Genomic DNA, 26,088 nt, shown 5'->3' with positions numbered 1-26,088 from the left:
TAGACGGCACGGTGGATCTAGAGATCTGTCCTATCCATCCGAATGGGGGGCGTTGGCCTGAGATCTGGAAGCATCGCGCAGAGACGTTGAAAGAAGCTCAATCGAGAATTTGGGTTCACTTTAGTTCTCATGAGCAATACCGGATTGGTGATTGCGGCCGAAATGGGCACCTCATGCAGCCGGATGAACGATGTCGGCCAAGGCCGGCACGATCCCCCTCTCGCGGCCAACATAAGGCCCGGTTCCAGGGGCAACGTCAGTGCTTCGGTCGGGTCTCCCGCGACCGTCAGGGATCAGCTTGCCTGCCATATCGAGACCTAACGCCCCGGTGAGACAATGCTTACCGGCATGATCCACGATCACGTCGCAAGGTTGAGATTGTTCGGGATCGCAGCCTGTGCACCGGCTGGCCTGCTGGCCTTTAGAAAGCCGGCATCGACATCTTAACTGCTCGCATAACCCCTGTACTGCCACGGCCAAGCCACGTTCCGACCACCAGCACGAGAGGCGACGGAACAAGGTGCATTGCCCCGTCTGCGAGGGCCCGGTTATTGCGCGAGGGCGAACTCGATCCGCCGGTTGCGACGTTTGTTGTCTGAAGAAGTATTCGGGAATGCGGGGCGGGCTTCCCCATAGCCCACTGCCAGCAATCGGTTTGCAGGGATGCCGGCATCCGCAAACCATGCCGCGACCGCACGTGCGCGCGCTTCGGAGAGGCGCTGGTTGGCCGCGTCGGACCCGTCGCTGTCGGTATGGCCACCGATTTCGATCACCATGTCGGGGCAGCGCGCGATGATGGCACCGATGGCATCCAGCACCGCAGCGCTCTCTTCGGTCAGACGGGCCGAGCCCGTGCTGAAATAGATGTTTCCGGTGCGGCTCAGGATTTCAAATCGCCCGATGCATTCTTCTTGGGAAAAGTTTCCCTGGGTCTCAAGCGCGACGGACGCTGGCGTGGCGGTACCGGTCGTCTGGGTTGCGGGCTGAAGCGGCGCACCCTCACGGGCAAAGAGGAAGTCGAAGGTGATCAGGGCGGCAGGAACAATCGTAACGCCGGCTGCCTCCTCGAGTTTCTGCCGTCCTTCGTCCAACCCGAAATCCGTTGTCGAAAGCGAAATTGGTGCTGCCGAGCTGACCGATACGAGGTTGTCGCCCAGATAGGTCACCGTTACCTCTGCCGACCGGTCAAGCGAAATCCCGTGAAGAGAGATCCGGTAGGGCAGGGTCAGAAACTTGCGACGAACTGTGGCGATGTCGCTGACCATGTCGTCTGACAGCTGCAGCGCCACGGTGGCACTTGGATGCCTGAACGTCTCGAAAAACAGGAACCGCATCCGCACATTTCTGAGGTCGATCTTGGTATCGACTGAATCGAGCAGAACCTGCACTTCAGCCCGACCGGTCTAATCGATACCGCCACTTATATTCGCGAACGAACTTGTTTCGACCACCGAACCTTTCTTGATCGAGGTGAAGTTCAGTCTCGAATTTGCGGGATCCAGCGTCCAGCCACCTGTGAATGGAGATTGCGCCTGAGCGGCGACTGCGAACAGCAGTAGCGCGGCAAGGGCGTGGGCGAGACGTAAATGCGCTTTCATTGGAAACTCTCGCTGTGGTGCTCGGAATGTCGTAACATCTTCATAGGGTGTTCAGCCGACTGTCTGCCAAAGAGCCCCTCAAATCTTCCCGCGACACGGGCACACCCATCTCTGTTGCGATGAAGCATCGCAGCGCATGCCTGGCGGCGCAAGTTTGAATGGATAATCCTCGCAAGTCGGCGCCGTTTCACTGTAGCCTTTTCGCTCAAGGGCAAAGGAGACCCGTTAACCCGTGCTTGAGCGACTACCGATCCTTGCCGTCACGCTTATCCTCTGGCTTCTGCCCGTGGCTTCCATGGCGGAAAGCCGTATTGCACTTGTGGTGGGCAATGGCGCCTATGATGCCGTGTCGCCTCTGAACAACCCGGTGGGAGACGCCACGCTGATTGCGGAGACCCTTGGCGAGCTTGGTTTTCAGGTCTCGCTTGTCACCGACGCCGACCGTATTTCGCTCGCCACCGCCATTGCCCAGTTCGGGCGCGATCTGCGTGACGCGGGAGCGGACGCAACCGGGCTTTTCTACTACGCCGGGCACGGGGTGCAGTCGTTCGGCGCGAATTACCTTCTGCCGGTGGATGTTGCGCTTGGTTCGCAAGCCGATCTCGATTTTGCCGCGATCGAGGCCGAAGCCGTTCTGCGCCAGATGTTCGCGGCACGAAACCAGACAAACATTTTCATTCTGGATGCCTGCCGCGACAACCCATTCGAAGATCTGCCGTCCTTTGGGGACAACGGCCTTGCCGAGATGAAAGCGCCTACCGGAACGTTCCTTGCCTATGCCACGGCACCCGGCGAAGTGGCCTATGACGGCAGTGGCGCGAACAGTCCTTTCACATCGGCCCTCACCGTAGAAATGACTGTTCCGGGGCGCGGGATCGAGGAGATGTTCCGCGCCGTTCGCGTCCGCGTTCTGGAGGAGACGGCAGGTCTGCAAACCCCATGGGATACCTCGTCACTTACCCGCGCCTTTGTGTTTGCCGAAGCGGAGCAGGAACCGGACATCTCGCCCGAAATCGTGGCTGCCTCACAGATATGGAATTCCGTGAAGGCAACGGGGGATCCGGTGCAGGTGATGCTGTTTCTGCGTGCCTATCCAGACAGTCCTTTCGAGGCCGAGGCGCGTGCCCTGCTGTCTCAGTTGATGGACGAGGAATTGGGTGTCGCCGAGGTCGAAGAACCGGTCACGGAGCCCAGCGCGGACGAAGAGGCTCTTATCGCGGCGGCGCAGGCCTCGGGCGATATAGCCGATCTGATCGCCTATCTCGACGCATTCCCTGACGGGGTCTACGCGGAATTCGCACGCTCTGAGCTTGCGGCGATCGAGAAGAAGGATCCGCTGTCCGACGGTGCGGTCGACCGCACGGCGGAGGCCGCCCCGGAATTGCCCGATGTCGCCATTCCCGAACCAGGGGCTGGGATCACGTTTACCTCGCCTCTCGATCAGATCGAGGAAGAGATCGCGGGCCAATCGATTTCGGAGTTGATCCTTGGGTCGCCCCTCTATCCGCCGTTCGATGGGCTTCCCGAAGAACTCTGGAAGGGCCAGCAGTGTTCGAATTGCCACCAGTGGACACGATCTTCCCTGTGCACGCAGGCGGAAACATACCTGACGGGCCAGGCCCAGCGCTCGCTAGGCCTGGAACATCCATATGGGATTGGTTTCAAACTGGCGCTTCAGAGCTGGGCTGGTTCGGGCTGCAACTGACTGGTGGATGGGGCGTGGTGACGGTTGCCCTTGCAGAATGCCGCACATCCCGGGGATCGCGGACGTTTCGTATTGAGCATTTCAGGCTTGGCGTGACCTGCATTCACCGGACGGATGACAGCGCCGTGTCCCGCGGCTAGAGTTGCTTCAGGGAGCACAGAAATGAGCGACAGCGCGAAATTCGACGATATTCCGGGCACCTATGTTTTCGACGGGGCCCGGTGCCGGGAAGGCTATCACCTGAACATGTTCTGCAAGTCGATGGAGCGGGAGGAAAACCGCAAGGCCTTCACCGACGACCCTGCGGGCTATATCGACCGCTATCCCATGACGCCGGAACAGCGCAGGCTCGTGGAAAAGCGCGACTGGCTTGGGATGCTCAGCGTCGGGGGGAACATATATTACATGCTGAAGCTCATCTCCTACGACCGCTCGACACTCCAGCATGTCGGCGGGCAGATGACCGGAATGACGGTAGACGAATTCCGCGAGATGCTGTCCGAGGGCAGGATGGGCCCCGAGGGTATGGGGCCGGCAAGGAAATCCGTCTGATGGCGCGGATCGTCGCTGGTGCGGGCACGTCACACATTCCCGCCGTGGGCGCGGCGCTTGACCGGGGCGAGGCGGGCAACGACTACTGGCGTCCGATCTTCGCGGGGTTCGAGCCGGCGCGGGAATGGATTGCGGGCGTGGCCCCTGATGTTGCGATCATCGTCTATAACGATCACGCAAGCGCCTTCTCGCTCGAACTGACGCCCACGTTCACGCTGGGCCTCGCCGACCGGTTTCTGCCGGCCGACCAGGGCTACGGGCGCCGCAAGGTGCCGGCGGTCGAGGGGAATCCCGAGCTTGCGACACATTTGCTGGAGCGCCTCGTGGCCGAGGAGTTCGACATGGCGCAGGCACTTGAGATGGATGTGGACCACGGCCTGACGGTGCCGCTATCGGTCTTCTGCGGTGCGCCGGATGCCTGGCCCTTCCCGGTGATCCCGCTGGCCGTGAACGTCATCAAGTACCCGCAGCCGACCGCGCGGCGCTGTATGCGGCTGGGCGAGGCGATCGGGCGCGCCGTGGCAAGCTTCGGCGAAGACCTGCGCGTGGCGGTGATCGGAACGGGCGGCATGTCGCACCAGTTGCAGGGCGAGCGCGCGGGGATGTGGAACCCCGAATTCGATCATGCCTTCCTTGATGATCTTACGGCGGATCCAGAACGGCTCGCAGGGCTCGACCACGTGAGCCTGGTGCGTGAAGCGGGAAGCGAGGGGATGGAACTGATCATGTGGCTTGTGATGCGTGGCGCGCTGGGTGACGCCCCGCGGGAAGCCTACCGGTTCTACCATTATCCGGCGTCGAACACGGCGCTCGGATTGATTGCGTTCGATTGCGAACCTGCAAAGTGATGCGACGGGCGGGATAGCCGTATGGTAGGCCAGACGCTGAGAACCCAGGTCTGCATTATTGGCGGTGGGCCGGCGGGTATGTTCCTTTCGCATGTGCTTGCTGCCTCGGGCATCGACAGCATCGTGGTTGAGCGGCAGACGAAGGCCCACGTACTGGGCCGGATACGGGCAGGGGTTCTGGAACACGGGACGGTTGCCCTTCTGCGTGAATACGGTTTGGCCGAGCGGATGGACCGGGAGGGCATGGTCAAGAAGGGCACCCGCATCGTCTGGCACGAGAAGGACGATCATTTCATCGACACGGTGCGCTGGACGGGCAAGCCGATGATGAACTGGGGGCAGACGCAGATCACCGAGGATCTCTATGCCGCGCGCGAGCGTGACGGAGGCGTGGTGATCTGCGAGGCGGAGAACGTCCGGCTTCACGATATTGCCGGCGCGCCGAGCGTGACGTTCGATCTGGCGCCGGGCCCCCACACCGTCTCTTGCGATTTCATCGTGGGATGCGACGGGTTTCACGGGCCGAGCCGGGGCTACGTTCCCTCAGATCTGCAGCGGAATTACGAGCGGGTCTATCCGTTCGGCTGGCTGGGCATCATGGTGGAACGTCCGCCGTTGCCGGATATCACCTATGCCTATCATCCAGACGGGTTTGCCCTGGCGTCCCGGCGGAACGAGCGACTGAGCCGGTACTATATCCAGGTTCCCGTCACCGACAGGGTAGAGGATTGGTCCGATGATCGGTTCTGGGACGCGCTTATGCAGAAGTTCCCCGAACCGATGGCGGCGAAAATCGAAACCGGGCCTTCGGTGGAGAAATCCATCGCCCCGCTGCGTTCCTTTGTTTCCGAACCGATGGCATGGGGGAAGCTGTTCCTTGCGGGTGATGCAGCGCATATCGTGCCGCCGACCGGAGCGAAGGGGCTGAACCTCGCTTTTTCAGACACGTTCTATCTGAGCCGGGCCCTGATCGCCCACTATGGCGAGGGGGACGACCACTACCTCGACACCTATTCCGACACCGCCCTTAGACGGGTGTGGGCGGTGGAAAGCCTGTCCTGGCGCCTGACGCGCCTATTGCACGCCTTCCCGAATGAAGATCCGTTCGACCAGCAGCTGAGGCAGGCGGAGTACGACCTGCTCTTGCGGTCCGAGGACGTGCAGCGTGCGCTGGCCTACGAATATGTGGGCCTGCCCTTCGAGGCCTAAGCGCTCCGGGGCTCACGCGGCCTTGTCTGCCGCCACCTTCCGGAACGCAGCGACAACCTTGTCGAGCGCGTCGCCGTCGGGATCCTTCACCGCGGCGAGGCGGGCCTGCAGGACCGCATCGGCGAGCATGTCAGCGGGGAAGCTGCCGTCGAGGCAGGGCGTGATGACCTCTGCTTCTATCAGGCGCCAGTTCCTGAGGCCGCGCTTGTAGGTTGAGCCGTAGCCGCGCACCAGCCGCGCCGTTTCGGTGATTTCGAGAGCTGCGGCGGGCGCCGTATCGAGGGCCGCCCCGATGTGGCCGAGCCAGCGGTTGAGCCAGTCTATTTCTTCGGAGTGTCGCAGGCTCTTCAGGCGCCAGCGCTTTGCGGCGGCGAGAAGTTTCAGGCGAATGAACCCTGAGAAACGTGTTGTGCGCACTTTCATCGGGAAGGATTTATTGCCCCAACCCCGGCGGTCGGAGATCGCGATGAGCTTTCGCCCGAGCGCCTCTGGGAGCATTCCGAAGATCTCCTCCGGGCCGGGCTTCATGTATTCCGCAACATCGACGATATCGCCGTCTCGGGCCTTGGCCTCGGCTTTGACACGCGAGAGTCTCGTCTGGCGCAGTTTCAGCTCCGCGACGCGATGGGTGTCTTCGTAGCTCATGCGAACTGCCATGTGGCGGGCCAGTGCAGCGAGGAAGGCGGGATTTGCCGCCGGATGCCCGGCGAGGCGGCGCAGGTGGGAGAGGTAGAGCGCGGCGTAATCCCCATCCTGGTAATCCGTAAGCCGCCTGAGGGCTTCCGCGGCAAGCCCCGCCGCTTCATCGGGCAGAAATTCGGTTTCGGGAGACGCTGGCAGAATGGGTTCAGGGCGAGCCTCCGCCGAGATCAGTGCAGTCGGGGCATTGGAGCGACCCCGCAGGTCGGGCACATCGGCCTCTTGGGCCGCAAGCGCCAACCCGGCTTCGAAACCGCGCCGGTTCGCCTCTGAAGCGCGCTTTCCGGCCTCGATCGCCTTGCGGCACGCGTCTTTCGGGATCGGCAAGGCCCCGGAACCGGCCAGAAGCCCGAGGATGACCGAGTTCAGGTGGCATTCGGCCGCGCGCGCCACTTCGGAAAGATCGCGGATCGTCGCCTCCCGCGCGAAGGCCCGGCAGGTGGCGATCATGGGGGTGGGATCGAGCCGGCCGTCGGCCATGGCGCTTTTCTCATCCACCGTGAAGGCGCGGTGGGTAGAGGCGAAGAGCCGCGTTCTGTCTGGCGTCACGTGTCCGGCCTGCACCATGCGCATCGCTTCGAGAAGCTCGGTGGCAACCAGCACGTCCACCTGGCCCGGTGTCGGATGAAGGCCCATCACAGGCCGCCGGTCGCCGGTTCGGGGCAGGAACTCCAGATAATAGGTGGTGGCACCGGTGCGCTGGGCGACGCCGGGAACTGAGGTGCGTTGCACCCAGAGGCCGGACATCAGCGCCGCTTCGGTGAGCCAGCCGGCGAGAACTCCGCCGCCTTCGCCACCCATGGCGGCGATCAGAAGGCGAGTGGGCAGAGTGTCGGTGGCGGCAGTCATTCGGCGGGCACTCCCACCCCGGCCGACGCGCCAGCGGGGCGCTCACGAATGTCGGGTTCGCCACCGAAAAGCCTGATCAGGCTGTCCGACAGACTGCGCAGCAGCCGGTCCCATGCCGTTGGGTTCTGCAGGATGTCGATTCTCGCGAAGGAGGGGCAGAGCTGTGCGGCATGACTGACCTCGCCGCAAAGTCCGCAGCCCACGCAATCGTTGTTCACATGCGCCACTGGATCGGTGCGCAGGGGATCGGGATTTGGCTTGATCGTCAGGGACGGGCACCCCGAAAGCCGTATGCAGCTGTGATCGCCTGTGCAGGTTTCTTCATCAACCCAGAAGCGCGTGCGCACCACGCGCTCTCCTTTCGCGACGGCCTTGGCCATGGCGGGCCGGATGCGGCGCTGGCGGGCAAGCTGGCATTCGCCGTCGGCGAGTATGACCTTCAACCCTTTTTCCTTCGTGGTCCGGGCCTCGCGCAGGGTTTCGACGACCTTGGGCACCTTGTAGTTGTCGATCCTGCGGATCCACTTGACGCCCATGCTGCGAAGCGCCTTTTCCATGTCGAGGCCTTTGCCACGCCCCGTGTCCTTCGGGCGGCTGGACGGCAAATCCTGCGCCCCCGTCGCGCTGGAGTAGCCGTTGTTCATGACGACGAGGACGGAGTCGTCCTCGTTGAAGACCGATCCGGCAACGCCCGTCAGAAGCCCGTTATGCCAGAATCCACCATCGCCCATGACCGTGAAGGGGCGGGTTTCCTGCGTGGGCGAGACGGCGGAATTCGCGGCAAGCGACATGCCGTAGCCCACGATGGAATGGCCCTGGCTGAACGGGGCAAACGTCGCGAGCGCGTGGCATCCGATATCGACCGAGACATGCACCGGACCCATTTCTTCCCGAAGTATTTTCATCGCGGAGAAAACCGGCCTTTCGGGACAGCCGGTGCAGAAAGTCGGGGGACGCGGCGGCAGCACTGGCGAGTCCGCAGCGTCGAGTGCCTTGCGGTTTTCGTCCACGTGGTCGAGCCACTTGGCGAGCCCGCCGGGATCGATCCCGTATTCGCTGAGGAAGGCTGCAAGGCCCCGTCCGACGACAGGAGCGGTGTATTCGCCCGCCGCCGGCAGCATGTCCTTGCCGTGGATCTTAGTCTGAAGGTCGGCCTGGCGCAGGATCTTGCCCACGGCGAGTTCGATGTATTCGGGCGAACCCTCCTCGACGATCAGCACCGCCTTCTTGCCGCGCGCGAAATCGCTGATCTGTTCGGGCACCAGCGGGTGCGTGACGTTAAGTACAAGCGTCGGCACCTTCAGGTCGCCATAGATATCCGAAAGCCCCGCATCAACGAGCCGCTGATTGAGCCCGTTGTAAAGCCCGCCCTGTGTGATGATCCCAATCTCACCTTCCTTGGGTCCCATGAACTCGTTCAGGCCTTCTCGGACGATGAACTCGCGCGCCGCCGGTAGGCGCCGGTTCACCTTGTCGGCCTCCTGAAGGAAGGTCACCGGCGGGTGGGCGAGACGGGAATAGTCGAAGGGCGCTGGTAATGCGAACTTCGTCCGTGTCGATTTCGGGGAAGGAATGTTGTTCTTCGTGTCGAAGCTTCCGAACACGTGGCAGGCCCGGATCCGCAACTCCATGATGACGGGTGTATTGCTGGCCTCGGAAAGTTCGAAGCTTTTTTCCACCATGTTCACGATGGTCGGCAGGTCGGGTCGCGGATCCACCAGCCAAAGTGAAGATTTCAGCGCATAGGCGTGAGTGCGTTCCTGGATGACGCTGGCCCCCTCTCCGTAATCTTCGCCCACCACGATTAGCGTGCCGCCGATCACTCCGGGAGAGGCGAGGTTCGAAAGGGCATCTGCGGCGACATTGGTTCCGACGATGGATTTCCAGGTCACACAGCCCCGAAGCGGATAGTGCAGCGAGGCCGCGAGCATCGCCGCCGCCGCCGCCTCGTTCGTGCAGGTTTCGAGATGGATGCCAAGATCGTCGAGAATATCCTCAGACTGTACAAGCACATCCAGAAGGTGGCTGACGGGCGCGCCCTGGTAACCGCCGACGTAGGCCACGCCCGATTGCAGGAGTGCCTTTGTGACGGCGAGGATGCCCTCGCCGTGAAACGTCTCGCCATCGCCGAGCTTCAGGCTTTCGATTTCCTTGTGAAAGGAGACTTCCATTCGCTTTTCTCCTTTGGCGTTTCAGGCGAAGCGCGCCTTTATCTCTTCGGGGATCGGTTGGCTTTTGATGCGGTCGGGATCGTCGGGGTGCCGCCCGACCCAGACCCGGGTTTCCCAGGCCTCGATGGCGAGCGCGTCGCCTTTCAGAACACGGTGTTCCACGTCGAAACTCGATCGCTTCCATCCGGCGATCCGGCTTTCGATCACTATGGTTTCGCCCCAACGAGACGGGATCGAGAACTTGGCGCGGGTGTCGACCATCGGATAGCCGACCATATCGAATTCCTTGACCATCTCGTCTTTCTTCAGTCCCGCGGCGGCGAAGAGAGCGACGGTCGCATTGTCGAAATAGACGAAATAGCGGGGGTAATACACGATGCCCGCCGGGTCGCAGTCGCCCCACTCGATGAATTGCTCGCGCCGGTTCACAAGGGTCATGTTCCTACCTTCCCAGCATGGTGTCGGGGAGGAACAGGGCGATCTGCGGGAAGGCCACGAGGATCGCGACGCACACCGCCATCGCCAGCCAGAAGGGCAGGATGCCGCGATAGATCTGGCCCAGCGGCACTTCTGGCGCCACACCCTTCACGACGAACACGTTCAATCCGACTGGTGGGCTGATCAGCCCCATCTCCAGGACGAGGACCATGATGATCCCGAACCAGATCGGGTCGTATCCCAGCGTCGTGATGATCGGCAGCACGATGGGCACGGTCAGAACCATCATCGCGAAGCCTTCCATGAAGGTGCCAAGGATGATGTAGACGACGATGATCACGAGAAGGATGGCAAGTGCCGGGATCGCAAGATCGCCGATCGCATCGGCAAGGTTTACCGGGATGCGTGTGAGCGCGAGGAACGGTGCGAAGAAATGCGCGCCGATCAGGATGAAGAACACCATCGCGGTGGTCTTGATGGTGTCGAGCAGCGCATCGAGGAATTTCGCGATGGTGAGCCTGCGTGTCCAGAGCGCATGGAGGAAGGTGAGGAAGGCGCCTACCGCCGCGGCTTCGGTTACGGTGAAGATACCCGAGTAGATGCCCCCGATCACAATCAGCACCACGAAAACCAGGGCGCCCGAGTTCAGGAGCACCTTGAAGCGATCGCCAAGGCCGATGCGCTCTCCCGGTGGTCCAGCGTTCGGGTTCATGATGGCGACGATGAAGACCGTGGCGACGAAGAGCACTGTCAGCAGGAGACCTGGGAGGAAACCCGCCAGAAACAACCGCCCCACCGATTGCTCGGTCAAAAGGGCATAGACGATCAGCACCGTAGACGGTGGGATCAGAATACCCAGCGTGCCGCCCGCGGCTATGGAACCTGTCGCGAGCCGCGGGCTGTAGTTGTAGCGTTCCATTTCCGGCAGCGAGACCTTGCCCATGGTCGCCGCCGCGGCGATGGAGGAGCCCGACAGCGCGGCGAAGCCAGCGCAGGCGATGATCGTCGCTGCCGCCAACCCGCCGCGCCGGTGGCCGACCCAGGCGTAGGCCGTACGGTACATATCCGCTCCCATGCCGGAAACGCTGGCGAAGGCGCCCATCAGCACGAATAGCGGGATCACGCTGAGAGTGAAGACCGCGGAATAGGAATAGGCGAAAGAGCCCAGGTTGTTCAGGGCTGCCGTCGTTGAATTCAGGATCGCGATCCCGGCCGCTCCCACGATCATCATCGCAAGCCCGATGGGCATGCGGATCGCCAGAAGTACAAACAGGGCCAGGAAGCCCGCGATCCCCGCCATCGTCGGTGTCATACGGTATCCTCTTGCGGGGTCACGGCCGGGCGGAGCGCCTTCAGCGCGTTGATTGCAAGTACAATTGCGAAGAGGGCCGCAGAGATCGCGATAGCCGTCTTGAAGGGGTAGAGCGGTATCCGCATCATGTTTGTCACATCGCCGTAGGAGAGGGCTGAGAGTGCGTGTTTCGCGCTTTGCCACGATAAGAGGGCAAGCGCGGCGGCGCCGAGGCCGTGGACTGCGAAGTTCAGCCATCTGAAGGCGGGACGGTCGAACACACGGGAAAAGATGTCGACGGCGACATGCCCGCTCTTGATCGCCGTGTAGGGAAGCCCGCAGGCCACGATCACCGACATGGCGACTTCGGTCATCTCGAAGCCGCCCCGGAACGGGCGGCCGAAGAAATAGCGCATGAAGATCTCGTAGAGCACCAGCATGGCCAGCCCCGCGAGAACCAGGCCCCCGGCATATGCCAGGAGCCTGAGAAAGCGTTCAAAGCCGCGTTCGAATGCGTCGAGCATTCGGGGCTCAGTTCATCGTGACGCCGGCAGCGGTCAGGAGCGCTGCGCCGTCGATGCCCTGTTCGGACATTTGCGAAAGCCACTCGTCGTAGATCGGGCGAAGCATATCGGCGACCTTGGCCTGCTCCTCGGCGGACCATTCGATCACTTCCTTGCCTTCCGCCGCACGCACGAAGGCGATCGATTCTTCGGCACGATCGAGATAAACCTGCGTCGCCTTACGGCTCAGGTCTTCGCCGGTGAGCCTGTCGATCACCGCCTTATGCTCGTCGGACAGGTTGTTGTAGCTGCCCTCGTTCATCACGATGGTGAATTGCGAGCGTCCGAAGAGCGGCCCGGAGAGGGTGAAATAATTCGCCACCTCATGCGTGCGGAAATCGAGGATCGTGGTGGAGGGCACCATCGCGCCATCGATCACACCGCGTTCGAGTTGCGGGTAAAGCTGCGGGATCGGCATTGCGACAGGCGTGCCGCCCATCTTTTCGATCTGGGCCGCCTGCGGGGCCGATGGCGTCCGCAGAAGCATCCCGGCGACGTCTTCGACCGAACGGATCGGCTTGTCGCGGGTGTAGAGCATCGCGTCGTCCGCTGCCCAGAGCGCGACCACCTTCAGACCGTCGAATTCCGGCCCCAGATGTCCGCCGTCAAGAAGATCCCACATCAGTTCCGTGGCCGCCATCCCGTCAGGGCGCAGGCCCGGTAGCTCCATCATCTGAAGGCGCGGGAACTGCGCACCCGTGTAGCCGGGCAGCGTGAACACCATGTCGACGGTGCCTTCCTGTGCCTGCCGCATCAGTTCGGGCGGCTTGCCGCCAAGCTGCATCGACGGATAGGGCGTCAGCGTCAGTTCACCATTGGTTTCGGCGGCAATCTGTTCGGCCAGCGGTTCGATGATCTGGGTATAGATGATGTGACCCGGCGGTACGAAAGTGTGCAGCCGAAGTTCGGTCTGTGCCATTGAAGCGGTCGGCACGGCAACGCCAAGGGCGGCAGTCACCCCGATGGCGGCGGCCGCAAATGCCCCCTTCAGTGTCTTGAGTTCAGTCATGTTCTTCCTCCCTTACGATGCCTGGTCCTGGCTGAGTGCCAAGGTTCGCAGGCTGTTGAAGACTGTCGTTCCATCTGCAGGATAGCAAGAGCCGCAATTCCCGTTCCTTGCCGGAAGGGGTGGCAACGGATTGCCTCCCGCCCGTCACAGCCGCACCACCTTGAGGCGTGTCTTCATGTCGGTGCGGCAGAAGGCGTGCAGAAAACAGATGCGCTCGGAGACATCGAGCATGTCCCGGGCGATGCCATCGCTTTCGGCCGTCTGCAGATGCACGTGGGTTTCGACGGGATCGGCCTCCCCCGGCTTTCCGGTGCCACCCGAGGCACCGCCGAGAGAGAAATGCGTATCCTGCACGATCGAGTAGTGCGGCAGGTCAAGCCCTTCCATCGACGCCATGCGCCCGAACTGCGTCATGAAGCAGAAGCCGATCCCGGCCGAGATGTAACTGACGGCATCGGGCGCGCGCCCCTGGCCGCCCGCCGGAGGCGCCTCTTCGCTCAGGAAGCGGAAGATCGAGCCACGGGGGCTGTAGAGATGTTGTTCGATTTCCTTGATCCCATCCTCGCGCAGGGTGCAGATCGCGCCCAGGTTCAGAGTGCGATCCTGTTCGTCGGTGAGGCTCGCGGATGCCCCGACCGTGGCCTTGGTAACCTCTTTCTGCGGTGAGAGGCCTTCGCGTGTAAGAAGCGTCACCGCTTCTTCCGCGGGGACCGGCGTGATGCTGACGGGGTCGGGAACGACCGGTGCGTCAAGCGCCTGAGCCTCGCCGGTGTCGATTTGTGTACCGTTGCGGGTCAGCGTGAATAGGCTTGGAAGAATGCCACGCATCAGCCCGTTCAGAGGCGAGGCGTGGATCGCGTTCATGAGAAGCTCGTTCAGGGCCGCATCGCTGAGATCGCAGGCGACCTCGACCGCAAGCTCGATGGGCAGCGCAGCACCTGTCATGGTCCGTTTCCGCATCGAGCCCTTCATGGTGTAGTAATTGTTCTGGATGAGCCGCAGGTTTTCGAGCCTGACGTTCTGCTGCGCCGCGAGAGCCGTGATCTCGTTCATGTAGCTGGCGATCATGCCAACGGTCAGGAACGCCAGAGGCGCGGGGGCGGCGTCATGCCCGTTGAGGTAGGGGCCTTCATCCGAGACGAAGCGCCACATCAGGCCCGAGCGGGCGGACATAACGAGTGCCTCTTTCTGGAAACCGGAGAGGGAACGAACCCACGTACGCACCGCGTCGCCACGTCTGAGGGGCGGCGGCGACAGGCCGACCGCCTCGGCGTTCGCGACACGAAAGAACGGCGCAACGCCCATCTGCGAGATGATGTTCTCGCCGAGTTTCATCGCGCACTGCCCCTTTCGGCGTCTGCCTTGTCTGTCGTTCGCGCGGTGTGTCGTGCGACGTAGTCGCAGGCCGCGCCGATCCCTCCCAGTGGAAAGACGTGGATCCGTTGGATCAGGCTGTCGGACCTCTGCGCCAGCCCTGTCACCAGGTCGGATAGAAGCGCGTCCGGCTCGAACGGGCGAAGAAGGCGCGTCACATCCGCAGCGCGCTTCTTCAGGACGGACAGAGAGGGACCGACACCGCAGGCAATTGCGAACTTCAGGAGTGTCTGAAGCTTTGCCGGTCCGGCGATGCCGAGGTGAACAGGCAGGCTTACGCCATTGGCGCGCAGTCGCTCGTCCCAGGCGAGGATGCTGCCGGCGTCGAAGGCGAACTGGGTGACGATGGCCATCTCGGCGCTGGTGCTGCGGGCATAATCCTGTTTCCAGAACAGCGCCTCGTCGACCAGACGAGTGCCGCCCTCCGGATCAATATCGCGGTTGCCTTCAGGGTGGCCCGCCACATGCAGGCGGGTAAAGCCCGCTGCTTCGAATTCCCCGGTTTCCAGAAGGCGGATCGAACTGTCGAATGCCCCGGCGGGCGTCTTCGGGCCACCGGCGAGCACGAGGGCTTCCGTTACGCCAGCCTCCGCCCGATAGCGGTGAAGCCAGGTGCGCAACTCGTTCCGATCGCGGATCAGTCTGGCGGGGACATGTGGCATCACGGTGAAACCTTCGCCGCGCAGCCTGTGGGCGGTGGCGATCATGTCGTCGATTGGCGTGCCTTCGACATGGGCGATGTAGATGCGCGTGTCCTGCGGCAGAAGCGGACGGAAATCGGGGATCTTCGCTGCTGTTCTTGGCATCACCTCAAGCGACACGCCGTCAAGCAGATGCCCGATCCCGGTCGCGGTGTCGCCTTGGCGGTTCTGCGTTCGAAAGGGCAGGACGGGCATCGGATCTCCTTTGCGTCAGCGCGTGGGGTCGGCGGGCGGGGTGCCGTGGGTGTGAAAGGTTTCGATCGTCTTCAGCCCCCAGGCCTGGCCTTTCTTGCGTTCGGTTTCCGTCCAGGTGACCGTTTCCCAGTCGGGGGCGAGGATCAGCCGTGCGCCGGCATTCGCAAGCTCCATGCGGTTGCCCGCCGGTTCCCAGACATAAAGGAAGAAGGTGCCCTGAATCGCATGCTTGTGCGGCCCGGTTTCGATATGGACGCCATTCTCGAGGAAGATGTCGGCCGCGCGCAGGATATCCTCTCGCTGATCGGTGGCGTAGGTGACGTGATGCAGGCGGGCCGAGCCGCGACCGTGTTCCTCTGTGCACGCAAGGTCGTAGGTCTTGTTGTTGACCGTGAACCAGCAGCCCCCCAAACGGCCGTTGTCGAGCCGGATCTGCTCGGTCACGCGGCTGCCGAGGCAGGTCTGCATGAAATCGCGGAAGACCGTGACGTCCTCGGCCAGGAGATTGAGGTGATCGAGCCGCCGCGGGCAGGCGCCCTTGGCATGAAACCGACTGGCCATGTTCTTCAGCGCTGGCCGGTCATCCTCGCCAGGCTGATACCGGTTCGTATTCCAGTAAAGCTCGAACACATGGCCGAACGGATCTTCGAACCGGAACGCGCGGCCATGGCCCAGATCCCCCTCTACCCAGCCATGGGTGATGAATTCGCTGGCCTCGATGGCCGCAACACGCCTCTCGAGCGCAGCCTCCGATACAGTGCGGTATCCGATATGCCCGACGCCGGTTGTGTGGTGGCGCGTCAGCTTCAGGGAGTGGAATTCATAGTCGTCCCAGGCGCGGAGATAGGCGCTGTCGCCCTCCAGCGCGCTGAGTTTCAGCCCGTAGACGCGGGTGTAGAAATCCAGGCTTTCGTCGAACCGGTCTGTATAAACCTCGACATGGCCCAGATGCGCGACGTCTTGAACGGGTTCTGTCATCCTGCGCTTTCGCTTTTCGTGTCTGGGCCGAGGCGCACGCGCGGCGCGCCCCGGCGTGTTGGTCTCAGGCAGCCTTGGTGCGCCAGCTGTCGGCGGCGTAGCTTTGGCGCGCCTCGGCAGAATAGGGCGTCGCCGAAACACGAACGCGGATCTCCGCCTGCTTGTGCTTTTCGGTGGAGGTTTTCGCCGTGTCGTCCGGTTCCCCCCACTTCAGCGTCAGGACATCGCCGATCTCGACGCTCTGATCCACGACGCCGAGCGACAGCATGCAGCGTTCGTTATAGCTGTAGCCGTTGAACATCGACATCCCGACCATCTTGTCGCCATGCATCACCATGTCGGCGGAGGAGGACGCGTAGTTGGGCTGCGGGAAGTCGATCCACTTGTAGTGATCCTCGCCCGGCTTGAAGGCCGACGCGATGACATTCACCACGTCGTCGGCGTTCCATTCGAAGGTCACCTTCTTGCGGTTGGTGGGAGCGTCCTTCATTGCGGCCAGCGCAGCCTTGCCGACGAAATCGTCTTTCTTCCAGCCGATGTAGAAGCCGTAACCCAGTTCGAACGGGTTGACGTAATAATCTTCGATATTGTCGCTGACGAAGCTTCCGCCGATCGCGCCGGCAGCCTCATAGCTTTCGGGGCCAAGCCAGTCGCGGTAATCCGCCAGCATGCCGTCACCGGTGTAGATCCCGGGAAGCGGTGAGGGGATCCAGCCCGATTCAAGCGTGTTTGTCGAATAGGCCCGGCTGCCACAGCGCACCAATTGCACGCCCGCGTCCTGCGCGGCTTCGAGGATCGTCGAAAGGATATAGTGCTTGTCCTCGTAGGGCCCCCAGATTTCCAGCCCGGGCGCGCCCGACATGCCGTGCCGGAGGGCCTGCACGCGCTTGGAACCGACGTTGATCCAGTCGACGTGGAAGAACTTGATGTCTGGGATCGGCCCGCCATTCATCTTCTCGAAGATCTTGGGCGCGTCGGGGCCCTGGATCTGATAGCGGTAATGCGTGCGCAGGATGCGTTCGCCCTCGGGCCGCGAGGTCGAGCGGGGATCGTGCTTGATCCTCACGTTCCATTTGCCCCAAGCCGCGCAGAATTGCAGCCAGTTCGAAACCGGCGCGCGACCGACAAGGATGAACTTGTCCTCACGCTCGCGGAAAATGATGTGGTCGCCGATCACATGGCCTGCAGGGGTGACGGGGACATAATGCTTGGCCCGGTTCAGGTCGAAGTTTCCGAAGCTGTTGACGCCGTGATGGGCGAGGAATTCCTCGGCCTGCGGGCCCTCGACGATCAGTTCGTCCATGTGGTGCGACTGGTCGAAGAGAACGGCGGTTTCGCGCCAGGCGCGCTGTTCGTCGCGCCAGTTGGCGAATTCCGGGGTCACGACCGGGTAGACATACATCCCGATCTGCGAGTTCCGCAGCATTTCGACCGGGTTCTTGTGCTTGGCCATCACGTCGGCAAGGCTTGGCATAGGCGGGTCTCCTTCATGTTTCAGGTTAGCTTGCCGTCACCAGCGCCAGTCCCGGGATGCGGGTGGCAAGGCGTGGATCGGCGTCTTTGAGAAAGGCGAAATTGAGCCGTGCGAGGCGGGCATGTTCGCGAGCGAGCGCTTCGGCGCGAGCGCCCTCACGGTTCGAGATGGCTTCGAGGATGGCCTTGTGCTGGCCTTGAGCGCGGATCAGCGATGCGTTGAAATCGGGGATGACCTCCTGCCCGCGCAGGAAGGCGCTGGGCGAGGCGAGGGGAAGATTGCTGATACGTTCGGCCTCGCGGCGGATCACGGCGCTGCCTGCGAGACCGGCAAGGATTTCGTGGAACCGGGCATTCAGCCCCACATAGGCGTCGAAATCGACGGAGTCTGGATCGCTCACGGCGATATCGATCTCGTTCAGTACCTGTTCGGCAGCCGTCATGAGTTCGGGATCGGCGCCGCGCTCGGCCGCAAGCCGCGCGGCCGTGCCCTCGACCACGCCGCGCAGTTCAATGGCGTCGTTGATATCGTCGAGATCGAAACTGGCCACCCGGCAGCCGCCGCTTGGCATACGTTCCAGAAGCCCCTCCGACTCCAGCCTGTCCATGGCCTGCCGCAGAGGCGTGCGAGAGATGCCGAGGCGTTCAGACAAGGCGACTTCGGGAAGGCGCGCACCGGCACCGAATTCGCCCGACATGATCATGCCGCGCAATCCCAGCGTAGCCTTCTGGACCTGCGAAATGCGGTCTGCGTCGCCCATCCTTCCTCCCATGACGGCCTGGCCGGGCTGCGGCGGCACGTCGCAGTATTGGATATTCTGTATACAGAAATCCGTCAACCCGCCGCCTATTTCGGTAATTGCACCTGAAATTTCTTATGATTGTATGCAGAATTTGGGATTCAGAGAGGGGCGATCAGGGCCAATCGTGCAGCGGTGCCGATTCGATCTCTGTTGTCATTCCATCGTGCCCGCCCTGGCTTCGCCGTGCCCGTCCGGGAGGCTGACCCGCAAGGCGCCGGAAGAACCGGTTGAATTGTGACGCGGTCTGAAACCCCAGCCGCCCCGCGATCTGTTCGACCGAACTGGTAGAGGTTTCGAGAAGAAGCTGCGCCTCGCGCAGGGTACGACGATCTATGATCGTTTTGGGGCTGCGGCCCCGCGTTCGCTGGCAGACATCGCCGAGCCGGTCGCGCGATAAACCGAGCGCTTCGGCATAGCGCTCGACTGTCCATCGGTCGCGGAAGTGCTGTTCGACCAGCGCCGTGAATTGGTTGAAGATCCTCTGTGACGGCGCGCTTCGGTATGTGCCTGCCGAGTTCGTATCGCCTTCGGCCCGATGCGAGCGCCAGATCTCGACCACGAGGATGCGCAGATAGGCCTCGATCATGGTGGCCGCGGCGATGCCGCCCTCGCGCGTTTCCCGGTGAACGGCGATGAAGCAGGCGCGGGCCGTTTCGTGGATCGGCGTTGCCGGGTCGAGCGTGGTGGTGACGGCGTGATTCAGCAATTCGCGCACGTCTTGGGATTCTGGCTTGTGGCCGATGGCATTCGCGATGGCGTTCGCGCCCGCAACGATGTGTGCGGCGACGGTACCGGGGCTGAGCCGGACACCGTGCCCAGGTATCCAAGGCCGCCAGAGAAGCGCGGGCGCCTGCGCCTTTTCGGATGGGCCAGGGCCGGTAAACTCGGCCTCGCCCTCGAGCAGTAGAAGAAGCAGCCAGGATGGGCCCGGCAGACTTTCCGCGCGTCCGATGACCCGGGCCTGAAGCCGGCCTTCGTGAGTGCCGGCACGGATGTTCGGCGCATGGCGGATTGGTGTGAAGGTCGATTGAATGACGCTTTTCCCGCGAATCGACAATACTTTCCCGCATAATGTCATTTACCGCGAGCGTTTTGGAGCGATCTTTGCGCATAGCGCGACGATTGCCGCGCCTAGAGGCTCTGCGTTGCTTTGGGAGGGGCAGCTGTTCGAGACCCATCTGATCATTGACGGGCGCTCCGTCGAGCCGGGCCTATCCGGCCAGTTCGAACGGCGCGATCCCATGTCGGACGCGGTGGTGACCCGCGCCGCCGCATGCACAGCCGATCAGGCCCGGGATGCAGCGAATGCTTCCGCGCGCGCTTTCGTCACGTGGTCCGAAACCGATCCGGCCGAGCGGCAGGCGATCCTCGACTGCGCGGCTGGTCTGATCACTGACCGGTTGGAAGAGGTGACGCAGATCGCGACCGAGGAGATCGGATCCTCGCCCGACTGGGTGCGCTTCAACGGGGCGATCGCGGCCGACATGCTGCGCCAGACCGCCGACCTGACCTCGGCATTCGCGGAAACGCGGATCGAGGAGAGCGGCTATCTACTCCGACGCCGCCCGGCTGGCGTGGTGCTCGGGATCGCTCCGTGGAACGCGGCGGTCACGCTTGCCGTACGCGCCGTGGCCGCACCGCTCGCCTGCGGGAACACGGTTGTTCTGAAGGGGTCCGAGCTTTGCCCGAAAACTCATGAATGGGTGGCCCGCGTGCTTAACGATGCCGGTCTTCCGGCCGGCGTCCTGAACTATGTGACCAATGCGCCGGATCAGGCCGAGGAAATCGTTGATGCCCTGATCGCGCATCCCGCCGTGCGCCGCATCAACTTCACCGGATCGACCCGGGTGGGCCGCGATATCGCGGTGCGGGCCGCGCGGCACCTGAAACCCTGCCTTCTGGAACTGAGCGGCAAGGGTACGATGATCGTTCTGTCCGATGCCGATCTTGATCATGCGGCGAAGGCCGCTGCCTTTGGCAGCTTCTTCAATCAGGGCCAGATCTGCATGTCGACCGAGCGGATCATTGTGGAAGATACCATTGCCGACGCCTTCGTCGCGCGGCTTGCTGTCGAAGTTGAAAAGATGCGCTTCACGCCGGGCGCCCCGCCGCCCCTAGGCGCGCTGATCAGCCCGTCCGCGGCCGTCCGCGTGCGTGCTCTGATCGATGATGCGATCGGCAAGGGGGCTCGGCTTGTCTGCGGTGGCGAGCTTGCGGGTGGCGGTCTGCAGCCAGCAGTTCTGGACGAGGTTGCGCCCGGTATGCGGCTCTTCTCGGAAGAAGCGTTCGGGCCGGTCGCCGGGATCACCCGCGTCGGCAGCCGGGAAGAGGCGCTTTCCGTCGCCAACGATACGGAATTCGGCCTCGTTGCCGCTGTCTTCAGCGCCGATGAGGCGGGCGCAACCGACATGCTGCGCCGGATCGAAGTAGGGATCGGGCATGTGAACGGCTCCACCGTATTCGATGATCCCTCGATGCCGTTCGGCGGAGTAAAGGCCTCCGGCTATGGCCGGTTCGGCGGGCGCGAGGCGCTTCACGAATTCACCGAATGCCAGTGGATCGCGATCCATGGCGAAGAAATCGGCGGCCTGCCGGGGCAGGGCGCCATCAATGGAATCACAAGGGAGGAAACAGGATGAAACGCAGGACACTTTTTGCGCTGACGACGGCGGCGGCGATCGCACTTGGCGCGCCGCTTGCCGCACAGGAAACGCTGAAAATTGGCGCGGTCGGCCCGAAGACGGGGCCGCTGGCCGGTGGCGCGGCGGTGACCTTCTGGCCGAATGTGCAGCTTTGGGCCAACGACGTGAACGCAGGCGGCGGGATCGACGTGGGCGGCACCAAGTACATGGTCGAGATTATCGAATATGACGACCAGACCAACCCGGGCGAAACCATCAAGGCCGTGCAGCGCCTGGCGACGCAGGACGAGGCCGATTTCATCCTTGCGCCCTATGGTACGGGTCTCAACATCGCCTCGGCGCCGATCTTCGAGCGCTACGGCTATCCGATGGTCACGCACACCGCCATCTCGGATCAGATCGAGGATCTGTCGGGCAAGTTCCCGAACATGTACTTCCTGCTAGGCGGTGCCACGGGGCTTGCGGGCGGCGTGGTCGACGTTCTGAACCAGATGCGCGACGCGGGAGAGATCGGGAACACCGTCGCGATGGTAAATGTGGCCGATGCCTTCGGTATCGAACTGGCAGAGGTGGCGCGCCCGCAATTCGCTGAGGCCGGGTTCGAGATTGTCTACGACACCTCCTATCCCCTCGGTACACAGGATCTGTCTCCGGTGATCAACGGGGCCAAGGATTCGAACCCTGATGCCTTTGTCGCGTGGTCCTACCCGCCCGACACGTTCGCGTTGACCGAACAGGCGCAGATCGCGGGGCTTGCGCCGAAAGCGTTCTACACCGCCGTTGCCACGGCCTTCCCCGCCTATGCGGGCCGCTTTGGTGCGGCCGCTGAGGGCGTTCTGGGTGCAGGCGGTGTTTTCGCCGATGGCGAGGCGTTCAAGGAATATGCCGCCCGGCACGAGGAAGTGACGGGTGCGAAGCCCGATTTCTGGGCCTCTGCTCCGGCCTATGCCTCTTTCCAGATCCTGCAGCAGGCGATCGAGGGGGCGGGCACGCTCGATAAGGCGGCGGTCGCCGAATACATCGGCGCGAACAGTTTCGAGACCGTCATAGGCACGGTGGACTGGGACGAGAACAACTCCAATGCCGAGTACTGGACCGTCGGCCAATGGCAGGGAGGTGTGTTCAAGGGCGTGGCCTCCACCGGCCGGGAAGGTGCGGTTCCGGCCGTGCCGAAATCTGGCTGGGAATAAGCAACGTTTTGGCTCCGGGCACCCGCCCGGGGCCATCCGAAGACGGGCGGCGGCATGGACATACTCTTCACAGGGCTCCTTCTGGGTGGCACCTACGCGCTGATCGCGATGGGGCTGAACCTGCAATACGGCATGGCGCGGATCATGAACCTCGCGAATGGCGAGTTCCTGGTCGCTGGCGGCTTTGCGGCCTTCTGGTTCTTCACTGCTGCGGGCGTAAGCCCGCTTCTGACCGTCTTTGTCGTCGCGCCCCTGGCCTTCGCAGCGAATTGGCTGATCTACGTTGTCTTTCTTCGCCCGCTGGTGCGGCGGGCGAAATCGCATGGCCAGCTTGAGGTCGATGCGATCCTGACGACCTTCGGGCTGGCTTTCGTTTTGGTCGGGCTGAAACTCGCTTTCTTCGGAGGCGACTACTTCAGCTATTCCTACCTCGCCCGCCCCGTGACTTTCATAGGCGAGACCTATGCGCTGAACCGCGTCGTGGCCTTCGTGGCGGCGGTAATCATATGCGGCGGGTTGTGGCTGTGGCTGAACACGACCCGCGCGGGTATATCGATCCGGGCCATCGCGGTCGCGCCGGACAGTGCGCGGCTCGTCGGTATCAACGTGACGCGCCTTTCGGCGCTGGCCTTCGCGCTTGGCGGCGCGGTGACGGCTGTGGGAGGTGCGCTGGTATCGACCTTTCTGACGCTTGATGCGTCGACGGGCGTACTGTTCACTCTCAAGGCGCTGATCATCGTCATCATGGGCGGGGTCGGTGACGTACGCGGCACGATCGTGGCTGCGTTGATGCTGGGCATCCTCGAAACCTTCGTGGCGACCGTATTCGACCCGGGCCTTACACTGGCCGCGGCCTATCTTCTGTTCGTGCTGATCCTTCTGTTCCGCCCGCAAGGCCTGTTCGGGAGGCGTCAGGCATGACCGGTACCGAAACCCGCAACCTGGCACTGGCCGTCGCACTCTTCGTGGCAGCGGCGTGGCTGCCGTTTCTTGGCGGGGCATATCTTCTGACCCTTGGCGTGACGATCGCGATGTACACGGTGCTGGCCACGAGCTGGGCGCTGTTTTCCGGCCCCACGCACTATATCTCGCTCGCGACGGCGGCCTTCTTCGGGCTTGGCACCTACACGACCGGCCTTGGGATCGAACATCTCGATTATTGGCTCCTGCTGCCGATCGCGGCCATCCTCGGCGCGGTGCTCGCCGCGCTCGTCGGGCTTGCGACCCTGCGGCTCTCCGGCGTCTATTTCGTGATCTTCACTCTCGGCCTCGCCGAGCTGATCCGGCAGCTGGTGACCTGGTCGCAGAACGTTTCAGGCCAGAAGGGCCTTTACGTGCTGACGGACCTGACCGAGGTGCACATCTACTGGCAGCTTCTGGGCCTCGCGGCCATCGTCTACCTGGGCGGCTGGCTGATCGGGCGTTCGCGCCTCGGATTTGCTCTCAGGATCATCGGCGATGATGAGGAGGTCGCACGGCATTCCGGCATCAACACGGCACGCGCGAAGATCCTTCTGTTCATGGTCTCCGGGGCGGCGGCGTCGGTTACGGGCGCAATTCTTGCACCGCGCTACATCTATATAGAGCCGGCACTGGCCTTTACTCCCATGCTGTCGTTCCAGGTCGTCATCATGGCGCTTCTTGGTGGCACCGGGCGCCTTTGGGGCCCGGTCGTCGGCGTCATTCCCTTCACATTTCTCTGGGAGGCGATTTCGGCCAGCTTCCCGAACCAGACGACGCTTCTTCTTGGCGTCAGCTTTCTGGTGATCGTCTACCTGCTGCCCAAGGGCTTCGTGGGCCTTCTGGTCGCGATCCGCCAGCGGCTCGATGCGCGGGAGGGGTTTGCATGAGGGCCGATGCGCCTGTCCTGTCGCTTCGCGGTGCGACGAAGCGCTTCGGGGGCCTTGTTGCGGTCAACGATCTGGATTTCGACGTCACCGAGCACGAGGTGATGGGCCTTATCGGCCCGAACGGATCGGGGAAGTCGACAACCCTGAACCTGATTTCCGGGGCGCTGAAACCGACGGCCGGTACGATCTCTCTCAGAGGTGTGCCGATCGGGCATCTTCCGGCGCAGGAGATTGCGCGGAAGGGTATCGCGCGCACGTTCCAGCTTGTCCGCCTTCTGCCGTCGATGACGGTGCTTGAGAACGTTCGCGCAGGCGCGGTGTTCGGTCACCGGCGGCGCTGGGGGGCGGAAGCCGATGCCCACGCGATGCGGATGCTTGAACTCGTGGGGCTGGAACGGCGGGCGCGGGCGCATACCGGCGAACTCACCTATATCGACACCAAGCGCGTCGAACTCGCTCGTACACTTGCAGCCGACCCAAAGGTGCTTCTGCTCGACGAGTGGCTTGCAGGGCTGAACCCCACCGAACTCCGCGACGGGATCGAATTGATCCGCCGCCTGCGTGAAGAGGGCCGGACGATCATTCTTGTCGAACACGTCATGGATGCGATCCGCTCGCTCTGCGACCGCTGCGTGGTCATGTCGTCGGGTGCGAAGATCGCCGAAGGCACGCCCGAAGAGGTTTTGTCTAACCGCGAGGTGATCCGCGCCTACTTGGGGGACGATGATGCTTAGGGTGCGCGATCTTTCCGTCTCATACGGCCAGCACAGGGCCCTCGCAGGCGCCGGGCTCGATGTCGGGCGTGGCGAGATCGTGGTTATTCTCGGTGCGAACGGAGCAGGGAAAACGACGCTTCTCAAAGCGATCTGCGGGATCAGCGAGGGCCGCGTTTCGGGCGAAGTGGTGATGGAGGGCGAAGACCTGATCGGGCAGCCACCCGAGAAGGTCGTGGAGGCCGGCATCGCGCTTGTACCCGAGGGCCGCGGCGTTTTCGGGGATCTCAGCGTGCAGGAAAACCTGACGCTCGGCGCCTATGCGCAGCGGGCGCGGGACGACGAGGCGGGGAACCTCGAGCGGGTGTTCCGCCTGTTCCCAAAGCTGGCCGAACGCCGCCGCCAGACGGTGCGCACCATGTCGGGTGGTGAACAACAGATGGTGGCGATCGGGCGGGCGATGATGTCGAACCCCGATATCCTCGCGCTCGACGAGCCATCGCTCGGCCTGTCGCCACTTCTGTGCAAGGAGCTGTTCCAAAGCCTTGCTGACGTGCGTGCGGCGGGGCTGGGCATTCTTCTGGTCGAGCAGAATGCAAAGCAAAGCCTGGCGATCGCCGACCGTGGGTATCTTCTCGAGAACGGAGAGATCGTGCACGAGGATACGGGCGAGAAGCTGGCGAAGGATCCGGCGGTGCAGAAGGCCTATCTGGGCGGCGGGGCGGCGGTGCCGGCGCCGAAATCGCGCCCGGCGGCGTTGCCGAAGCCGGAAAAGCGGGCCCCCGCGGGTCCCTCTCCCTCGGATATTGCGGCCGCGGCGATGAAGGGCCTCTCCACTTTACGGCGCCCGGCAGGCGAGACAGCCCCGGCTCCGGCACCCGAACCGCCTAGGGCGGTGGCACCAGCCCGAGCGCCGGTCAAGCCGGTGCCCGCGGCGCCGCCCGATCCCGCACCTGCGCCGGGGGTGAACGGAATGGATATCAATGCGCTGGTCGCACGCGCCGCGTCACAGTCTTCGCGGCGCGCCTCTTCCGCCGCAGGCCCCGCCGCCGCTCCGCTGGCGCCGCCCGCCCCACGGCAGAATGCGACGGGGCCCCGGAGCGCTCTGCTCCCCGCAATGCCCGATCTTTCGTCATCCGCCGACCGCCTGAAAGCTGCCCTGGAAGAGATAGAGGCCGCCGCCCGGCGGGCGGAAGCCTACCGCCCCAATCCAAATTCACGCGACCCGAGGAGGTAA

24 protein-coding genes are annotated in these 26,088 nt (G+C 63.1%); 10 read left to right on the top strand and 14 right to left on the bottom strand.

The features are described 5' to 3' along the window. Positions 1–548: 548 nt before the first annotated feature. Both RXV90_RS14980 and RXV90_RS14975 read right to left on the bottom strand, forming a co-directional pair. Positions 549–1,388 (bottom strand): OmpA family protein, encoded by an 840-nt coding sequence (locus tag RXV90_RS14980; RefSeq protein ID WP_410482372.1) that lies wholly within the window; start codon positions 1,386–1,388, stop codon positions 549–551. 15 nt (positions 1,389–1,403) lie between these two features. Continuing rightward, the gene (locus RXV90_RS14975; protein WP_316649633.1) at positions 1,404–1,598 is read right to left on the bottom strand and encodes a hypothetical protein; all 195 of its coding nucleotides are present in this window, start codon (positions 1,596–1,598) and stop codon (positions 1,404–1,406) included. Positions 1,599–1,830: 232 nt separating this feature from the next. Here RXV90_RS14975 and RXV90_RS14970 point away from each other — a divergent pair, with 232 nt between their 5' ends. The 4 genes from RXV90_RS14970 (at position 1,831) to RXV90_RS14955 (ending at position 5,912) form a co-directional block, all read left to right on the top strand. After that, positions 1,831–3,303 (top strand): caspase family protein, encoded by a 1,473-nt coding sequence (locus tag RXV90_RS14970; protein WP_316649632.1) that lies wholly within the window; start codon positions 1,831–1,833, stop codon positions 3,301–3,303. Between the two features lie 162 nt (positions 3,304–3,465). Continuing rightward, positions 3,466–3,855 (top strand): protocatechuate 4,5-dioxygenase subunit alpha, encoded by a 390-nt coding sequence (gene ligA, locus RXV90_RS14965; RefSeq protein ID WP_316649630.1) that lies wholly within the window; start codon positions 3,466–3,468, stop codon positions 3,853–3,855. Next, positions 3,855–4,703 (top strand): class III extradiol dioxygenase subunit beta, encoded by an 849-nt coding sequence (locus tag RXV90_RS14960; RefSeq protein ID WP_316649629.1) that lies wholly within the window; start codon positions 3,855–3,857, stop codon positions 4,701–4,703. Before ligA ends, RXV90_RS14960 begins: the two co-directional genes overlap by 1 nt. A gap of 21 nt (positions 4,704–4,724) precedes the next feature. Then, positions 4,725–5,912: a 4-hydroxybenzoate 3-monooxygenase gene (locus tag RXV90_RS14955; RefSeq protein ID WP_316649628.1), complete on the top strand. Its 1,188-nt coding sequence runs from the start codon at positions 4,725–4,727 to the stop codon at positions 5,910–5,912. A 12-nt stretch (positions 5,913–5,924) separates the two neighbouring features. Here the strand turns inward: RXV90_RS14955 and RXV90_RS14950 are convergent, their stop codons facing one another. The 12 genes from RXV90_RS14950 to RXV90_RS14895 all read right to left on the bottom strand — a co-directional run bounded on the left by RXV90_RS14950 (position 5,925) and on the right by RXV90_RS14895 (position 19,513). Beyond that, complete coding sequence (locus RXV90_RS14950; RefSeq protein ID WP_316649627.1) at positions 5,925–7,460, bottom strand: indolepyruvate oxidoreductase subunit beta family protein; 1,536 nt, start codon at positions 7,458–7,460, stop codon at positions 5,925–5,927. Next, the gene (locus tag RXV90_RS14945; RefSeq protein ID WP_316649626.1) at positions 7,457–9,631 is read right to left on the bottom strand and encodes an indolepyruvate ferredoxin oxidoreductase subunit alpha; all 2,175 of its coding nucleotides are present in this window, start codon (positions 9,629–9,631) and stop codon (positions 7,457–7,459) included. The genes RXV90_RS14950 and RXV90_RS14945 overlap by 4 nt, the downstream gene beginning before the upstream one ends. A 21-nt stretch (positions 9,632–9,652) precedes the next feature. Next, the gene (locus RXV90_RS14940) at positions 9,653–10,069 is read right to left on the bottom strand and encodes an acyl-CoA thioesterase (protein ID WP_316649625.1); all 417 of its coding nucleotides are present in this window, start codon (positions 10,067–10,069) and stop codon (positions 9,653–9,655) included. A 4-nt stretch (positions 10,070–10,073) separates the two neighbouring features. After that, positions 10,074–11,381, bottom strand: a complete 1,308-nt coding sequence (locus RXV90_RS14935) for a TRAP transporter large permease (protein WP_316649624.1) — start codon at positions 11,379–11,381, stop codon at positions 10,074–10,076. After that, positions 11,378–11,884: a TRAP transporter small permease gene (locus RXV90_RS14930; protein ID WP_316649623.1), complete on the bottom strand. Its 507-nt coding sequence runs from the start codon at positions 11,882–11,884 to the stop codon at positions 11,378–11,380. The genes RXV90_RS14935 and RXV90_RS14930 overlap by 4 nt, the downstream gene beginning before the upstream one ends. A gap of 7 nt (positions 11,885–11,891) precedes the next feature. After that, positions 11,892–12,932, bottom strand: a complete 1,041-nt coding sequence (locus RXV90_RS14925; protein WP_316649622.1) for a TRAP transporter substrate-binding protein — start codon at positions 12,930–12,932, stop codon at positions 11,892–11,894. A 144-nt stretch (positions 12,933–13,076) separates the two neighbouring features. Then, positions 13,077–14,267 carry an OsmC family protein gene (locus RXV90_RS14920; protein WP_316649621.1) on the bottom strand — a complete coding sequence of 397 codons (1,191 nt, stop codon included), beginning with the start codon at positions 14,265–14,267 and terminating at the stop codon, positions 13,077–13,079. After that, on the bottom strand, positions 14,264–15,202 hold the full coding sequence (locus RXV90_RS14915) for a methylenetetrahydrofolate reductase (RefSeq protein ID WP_316649620.1): 939 nt from the start codon (positions 15,200–15,202) through the stop codon (positions 14,264–14,266). The genes RXV90_RS14920 and RXV90_RS14915 overlap by 4 nt, the downstream gene beginning before the upstream one ends. Positions 15,203–15,217: 15 nt before the next feature. Next, entirely contained in the window at positions 15,218–16,180 is a 963-nt protein-coding gene (locus RXV90_RS14910; protein WP_316649619.1) for a VOC family protein, read from the bottom strand. 64 nt (positions 16,181–16,244) lie between these two features. Then, positions 16,245–17,654, bottom strand: a complete 1,410-nt coding sequence (gene ligM, locus RXV90_RS14905) for a vanillate/3-O-methylgallate O-demethylase (protein ID WP_316649618.1) — start codon at positions 17,652–17,654, stop codon at positions 16,245–16,247. A gap of 25 nt (positions 17,655–17,679) precedes the next feature. Further along, positions 17,680–18,414: a GntR family transcriptional regulator gene (locus tag RXV90_RS14900; RefSeq protein ID WP_316649617.1), complete on the bottom strand. Its 735-nt coding sequence runs from the start codon at positions 18,412–18,414 to the stop codon at positions 17,680–17,682. A gap of 154 nt (positions 18,415–18,568) precedes the next feature. Beyond that, a complete protein-coding gene (locus RXV90_RS14895; protein ID WP_316649616.1) occupies positions 18,569–19,513 on the bottom strand; it encodes a helix-turn-helix transcriptional regulator in 945 nt (314 codons plus the stop codon). On the opposite strand from RXV90_RS14895, the gene RXV90_RS14890 reads away from it, so the two are divergent. From RXV90_RS14890 to RXV90_RS14865, 6 genes are read left to right on the top strand one after another with little or no spacing between them, the layout of a single operon-like run. After that, positions 19,488–21,095 (top strand): aldehyde dehydrogenase, encoded by a 1,608-nt coding sequence (locus RXV90_RS14890; RefSeq protein WP_316649615.1) that lies wholly within the window; start codon positions 19,488–19,490, stop codon positions 21,093–21,095. The genes RXV90_RS14895 and RXV90_RS14890 overlap by 26 nt on opposite strands. Further along, positions 21,092–22,288 (top strand): amino acid ABC transporter substrate-binding protein, encoded by a 1,197-nt coding sequence (locus tag RXV90_RS14885; protein WP_316649614.1) that lies wholly within the window; start codon positions 21,092–21,094, stop codon positions 22,286–22,288. Before RXV90_RS14890 ends, RXV90_RS14885 begins: the two co-directional genes overlap by 4 nt. A gap of 54 nt (positions 22,289–22,342) precedes the next feature. After that, the gene (locus RXV90_RS14880; protein ID WP_316649613.1) at positions 22,343–23,209 is read left to right on the top strand and encodes a branched-chain amino acid ABC transporter permease; all 867 of its coding nucleotides are present in this window, start codon (positions 22,343–22,345) and stop codon (positions 23,207–23,209) included. Beyond that, a complete protein-coding gene (locus tag RXV90_RS14875) occupies positions 23,206–24,138 on the top strand; it encodes a branched-chain amino acid ABC transporter permease (RefSeq protein ID WP_316649612.1) in 933 nt (310 codons plus the stop codon). The genes RXV90_RS14880 and RXV90_RS14875 overlap by 4 nt, the downstream gene beginning before the upstream one ends. After that, the gene (locus RXV90_RS14870; protein WP_316649611.1) at positions 24,135–24,872 is read left to right on the top strand and encodes an ABC transporter ATP-binding protein; all 738 of its coding nucleotides are present in this window, start codon (positions 24,135–24,137) and stop codon (positions 24,870–24,872) included. Before RXV90_RS14875 ends, RXV90_RS14870 begins: the two co-directional genes overlap by 4 nt. Continuing rightward, the gene (locus RXV90_RS14865; protein WP_316649610.1) at positions 24,865–26,088 is read left to right on the top strand and encodes an ABC transporter ATP-binding protein; all 1,224 of its coding nucleotides are present in this window, start codon (positions 24,865–24,867) and stop codon (positions 26,086–26,088) included. The genes RXV90_RS14870 and RXV90_RS14865 overlap by 8 nt, the downstream gene beginning before the upstream one ends.

It is taken from the genome of Ovoidimarina sediminis (genome assembly GCF_032586175.1).
Taxonomy (GTDB): Bacteria; Pseudomonadota; Alphaproteobacteria; order Rhodobacterales; family Rhodobacteraceae; genus Ovoidimarina; species Ovoidimarina sediminis.
Note: the sequence above shows the minus strand (reverse complement) of the source record. Positions and strands in the feature narration are given on the sequence as shown.

What these genes read in the sequence shown, in the direction of transcription:
- RXV90_RS14975 (WP_316649633.1), bottom strand. Translation starts at nt 1,598, where the DNA reads ATGAAAGCGCATTTACGTCTCGCCCACGCCCTTGCCGCGCTACTGCTG.
- ligA (WP_316649630.1), top strand. Translation starts at nt 3,466, where the DNA reads ATGAGCGACAGCGCGAAATTCGACGATATTCCGGGCACCTATGTTTTC.
- RXV90_RS14960 (WP_316649629.1), top strand. Translation starts at nt 3,855, where the DNA reads ATGGCGCGGATCGTCGCTGGTGCGGGCACGTCACACATTCCCGCCGTG.
- RXV90_RS14955 (WP_316649628.1), top strand. Translation starts at nt 4,725, where the DNA reads ATGGTAGGCCAGACGCTGAGAACCCAGGTCTGCATTATTGGCGGTGGG.
- RXV90_RS14950 (WP_316649627.1), bottom strand. Translation starts at nt 7,460, where the DNA reads ATGACTGCCGCCACCGACACTCTGCCCACTCGCCTTCTGATCGCCGCC.
- RXV90_RS14945 (WP_316649626.1), bottom strand. Translation starts at nt 9,631, where the DNA reads ATGGAAGTCTCCTTTCACAAGGAAATCGAAAGCCTGAAGCTCGGCGAT.
- RXV90_RS14940 (WP_316649625.1), bottom strand. Translation starts at nt 10,069, where the DNA reads ATGACCCTTGTGAACCGGCGCGAGCAATTCATCGAGTGGGGCGACTGC.
- RXV90_RS14935 (WP_316649624.1), bottom strand. Translation starts at nt 11,381, where the DNA reads ATGACACCGACGATGGCGGGGATCGCGGGCTTCCTGGCCCTGTTTGTA.
- RXV90_RS14930 (WP_316649623.1), bottom strand. Translation starts at nt 11,884, where the DNA reads ATGCTCGACGCATTCGAACGCGGCTTTGAACGCTTTCTCAGGCTCCTG.
- RXV90_RS14925 (WP_316649622.1), bottom strand. Translation starts at nt 12,932, where the DNA reads ATGACTGAACTCAAGACACTGAAGGGGGCATTTGCGGCCGCCGCCATC.
- RXV90_RS14920 (WP_316649621.1), bottom strand. Translation starts at nt 14,267, where the DNA reads ATGAAACTCGGCGAGAACATCATCTCGCAGATGGGCGTTGCGCCGTTC.
- RXV90_RS14915 (WP_316649620.1), bottom strand. Translation starts at nt 15,202, where the DNA reads ATGCCCGTCCTGCCCTTTCGAACGCAGAACCGCCAAGGCGACACCGCG.
- RXV90_RS14910 (WP_316649619.1), bottom strand. Translation starts at nt 16,180, where the DNA reads ATGACAGAACCCGTTCAAGACGTCGCGCATCTGGGCCATGTCGAGGTT.
- ligM (WP_316649618.1), bottom strand. Translation starts at nt 17,654, where the DNA reads ATGCCAAGCCTTGCCGACGTGATGGCCAAGCACAAGAACCCGGTCGAA.
- RXV90_RS14900 (WP_316649617.1), bottom strand. Translation starts at nt 18,414, where the DNA reads ATGGGCGACGCAGACCGCATTTCGCAGGTCCAGAAGGCTACGCTGGGA.
- RXV90_RS14890 (WP_316649615.1), top strand. Translation starts at nt 19,488, where the DNA reads ATGACGCTTTTCCCGCGAATCGACAATACTTTCCCGCATAATGTCATT.
- RXV90_RS14885 (WP_316649614.1), top strand. Translation starts at nt 21,092, where the DNA reads ATGAAACGCAGGACACTTTTTGCGCTGACGACGGCGGCGGCGATCGCA.
- RXV90_RS14880 (WP_316649613.1), top strand. Translation starts at nt 22,343, where the DNA reads ATGGACATACTCTTCACAGGGCTCCTTCTGGGTGGCACCTACGCGCTG.
- RXV90_RS14875 (WP_316649612.1), top strand. Translation starts at nt 23,206, where the DNA reads ATGACCGGTACCGAAACCCGCAACCTGGCACTGGCCGTCGCACTCTTC.
- RXV90_RS14870 (WP_316649611.1), top strand. Translation starts at nt 24,135, where the DNA reads ATGAGGGCCGATGCGCCTGTCCTGTCGCTTCGCGGTGCGACGAAGCGC.
- RXV90_RS14865 (WP_316649610.1), top strand. Translation starts at nt 24,865, where the DNA reads ATGCTTAGGGTGCGCGATCTTTCCGTCTCATACGGCCAGCACAGGGCC.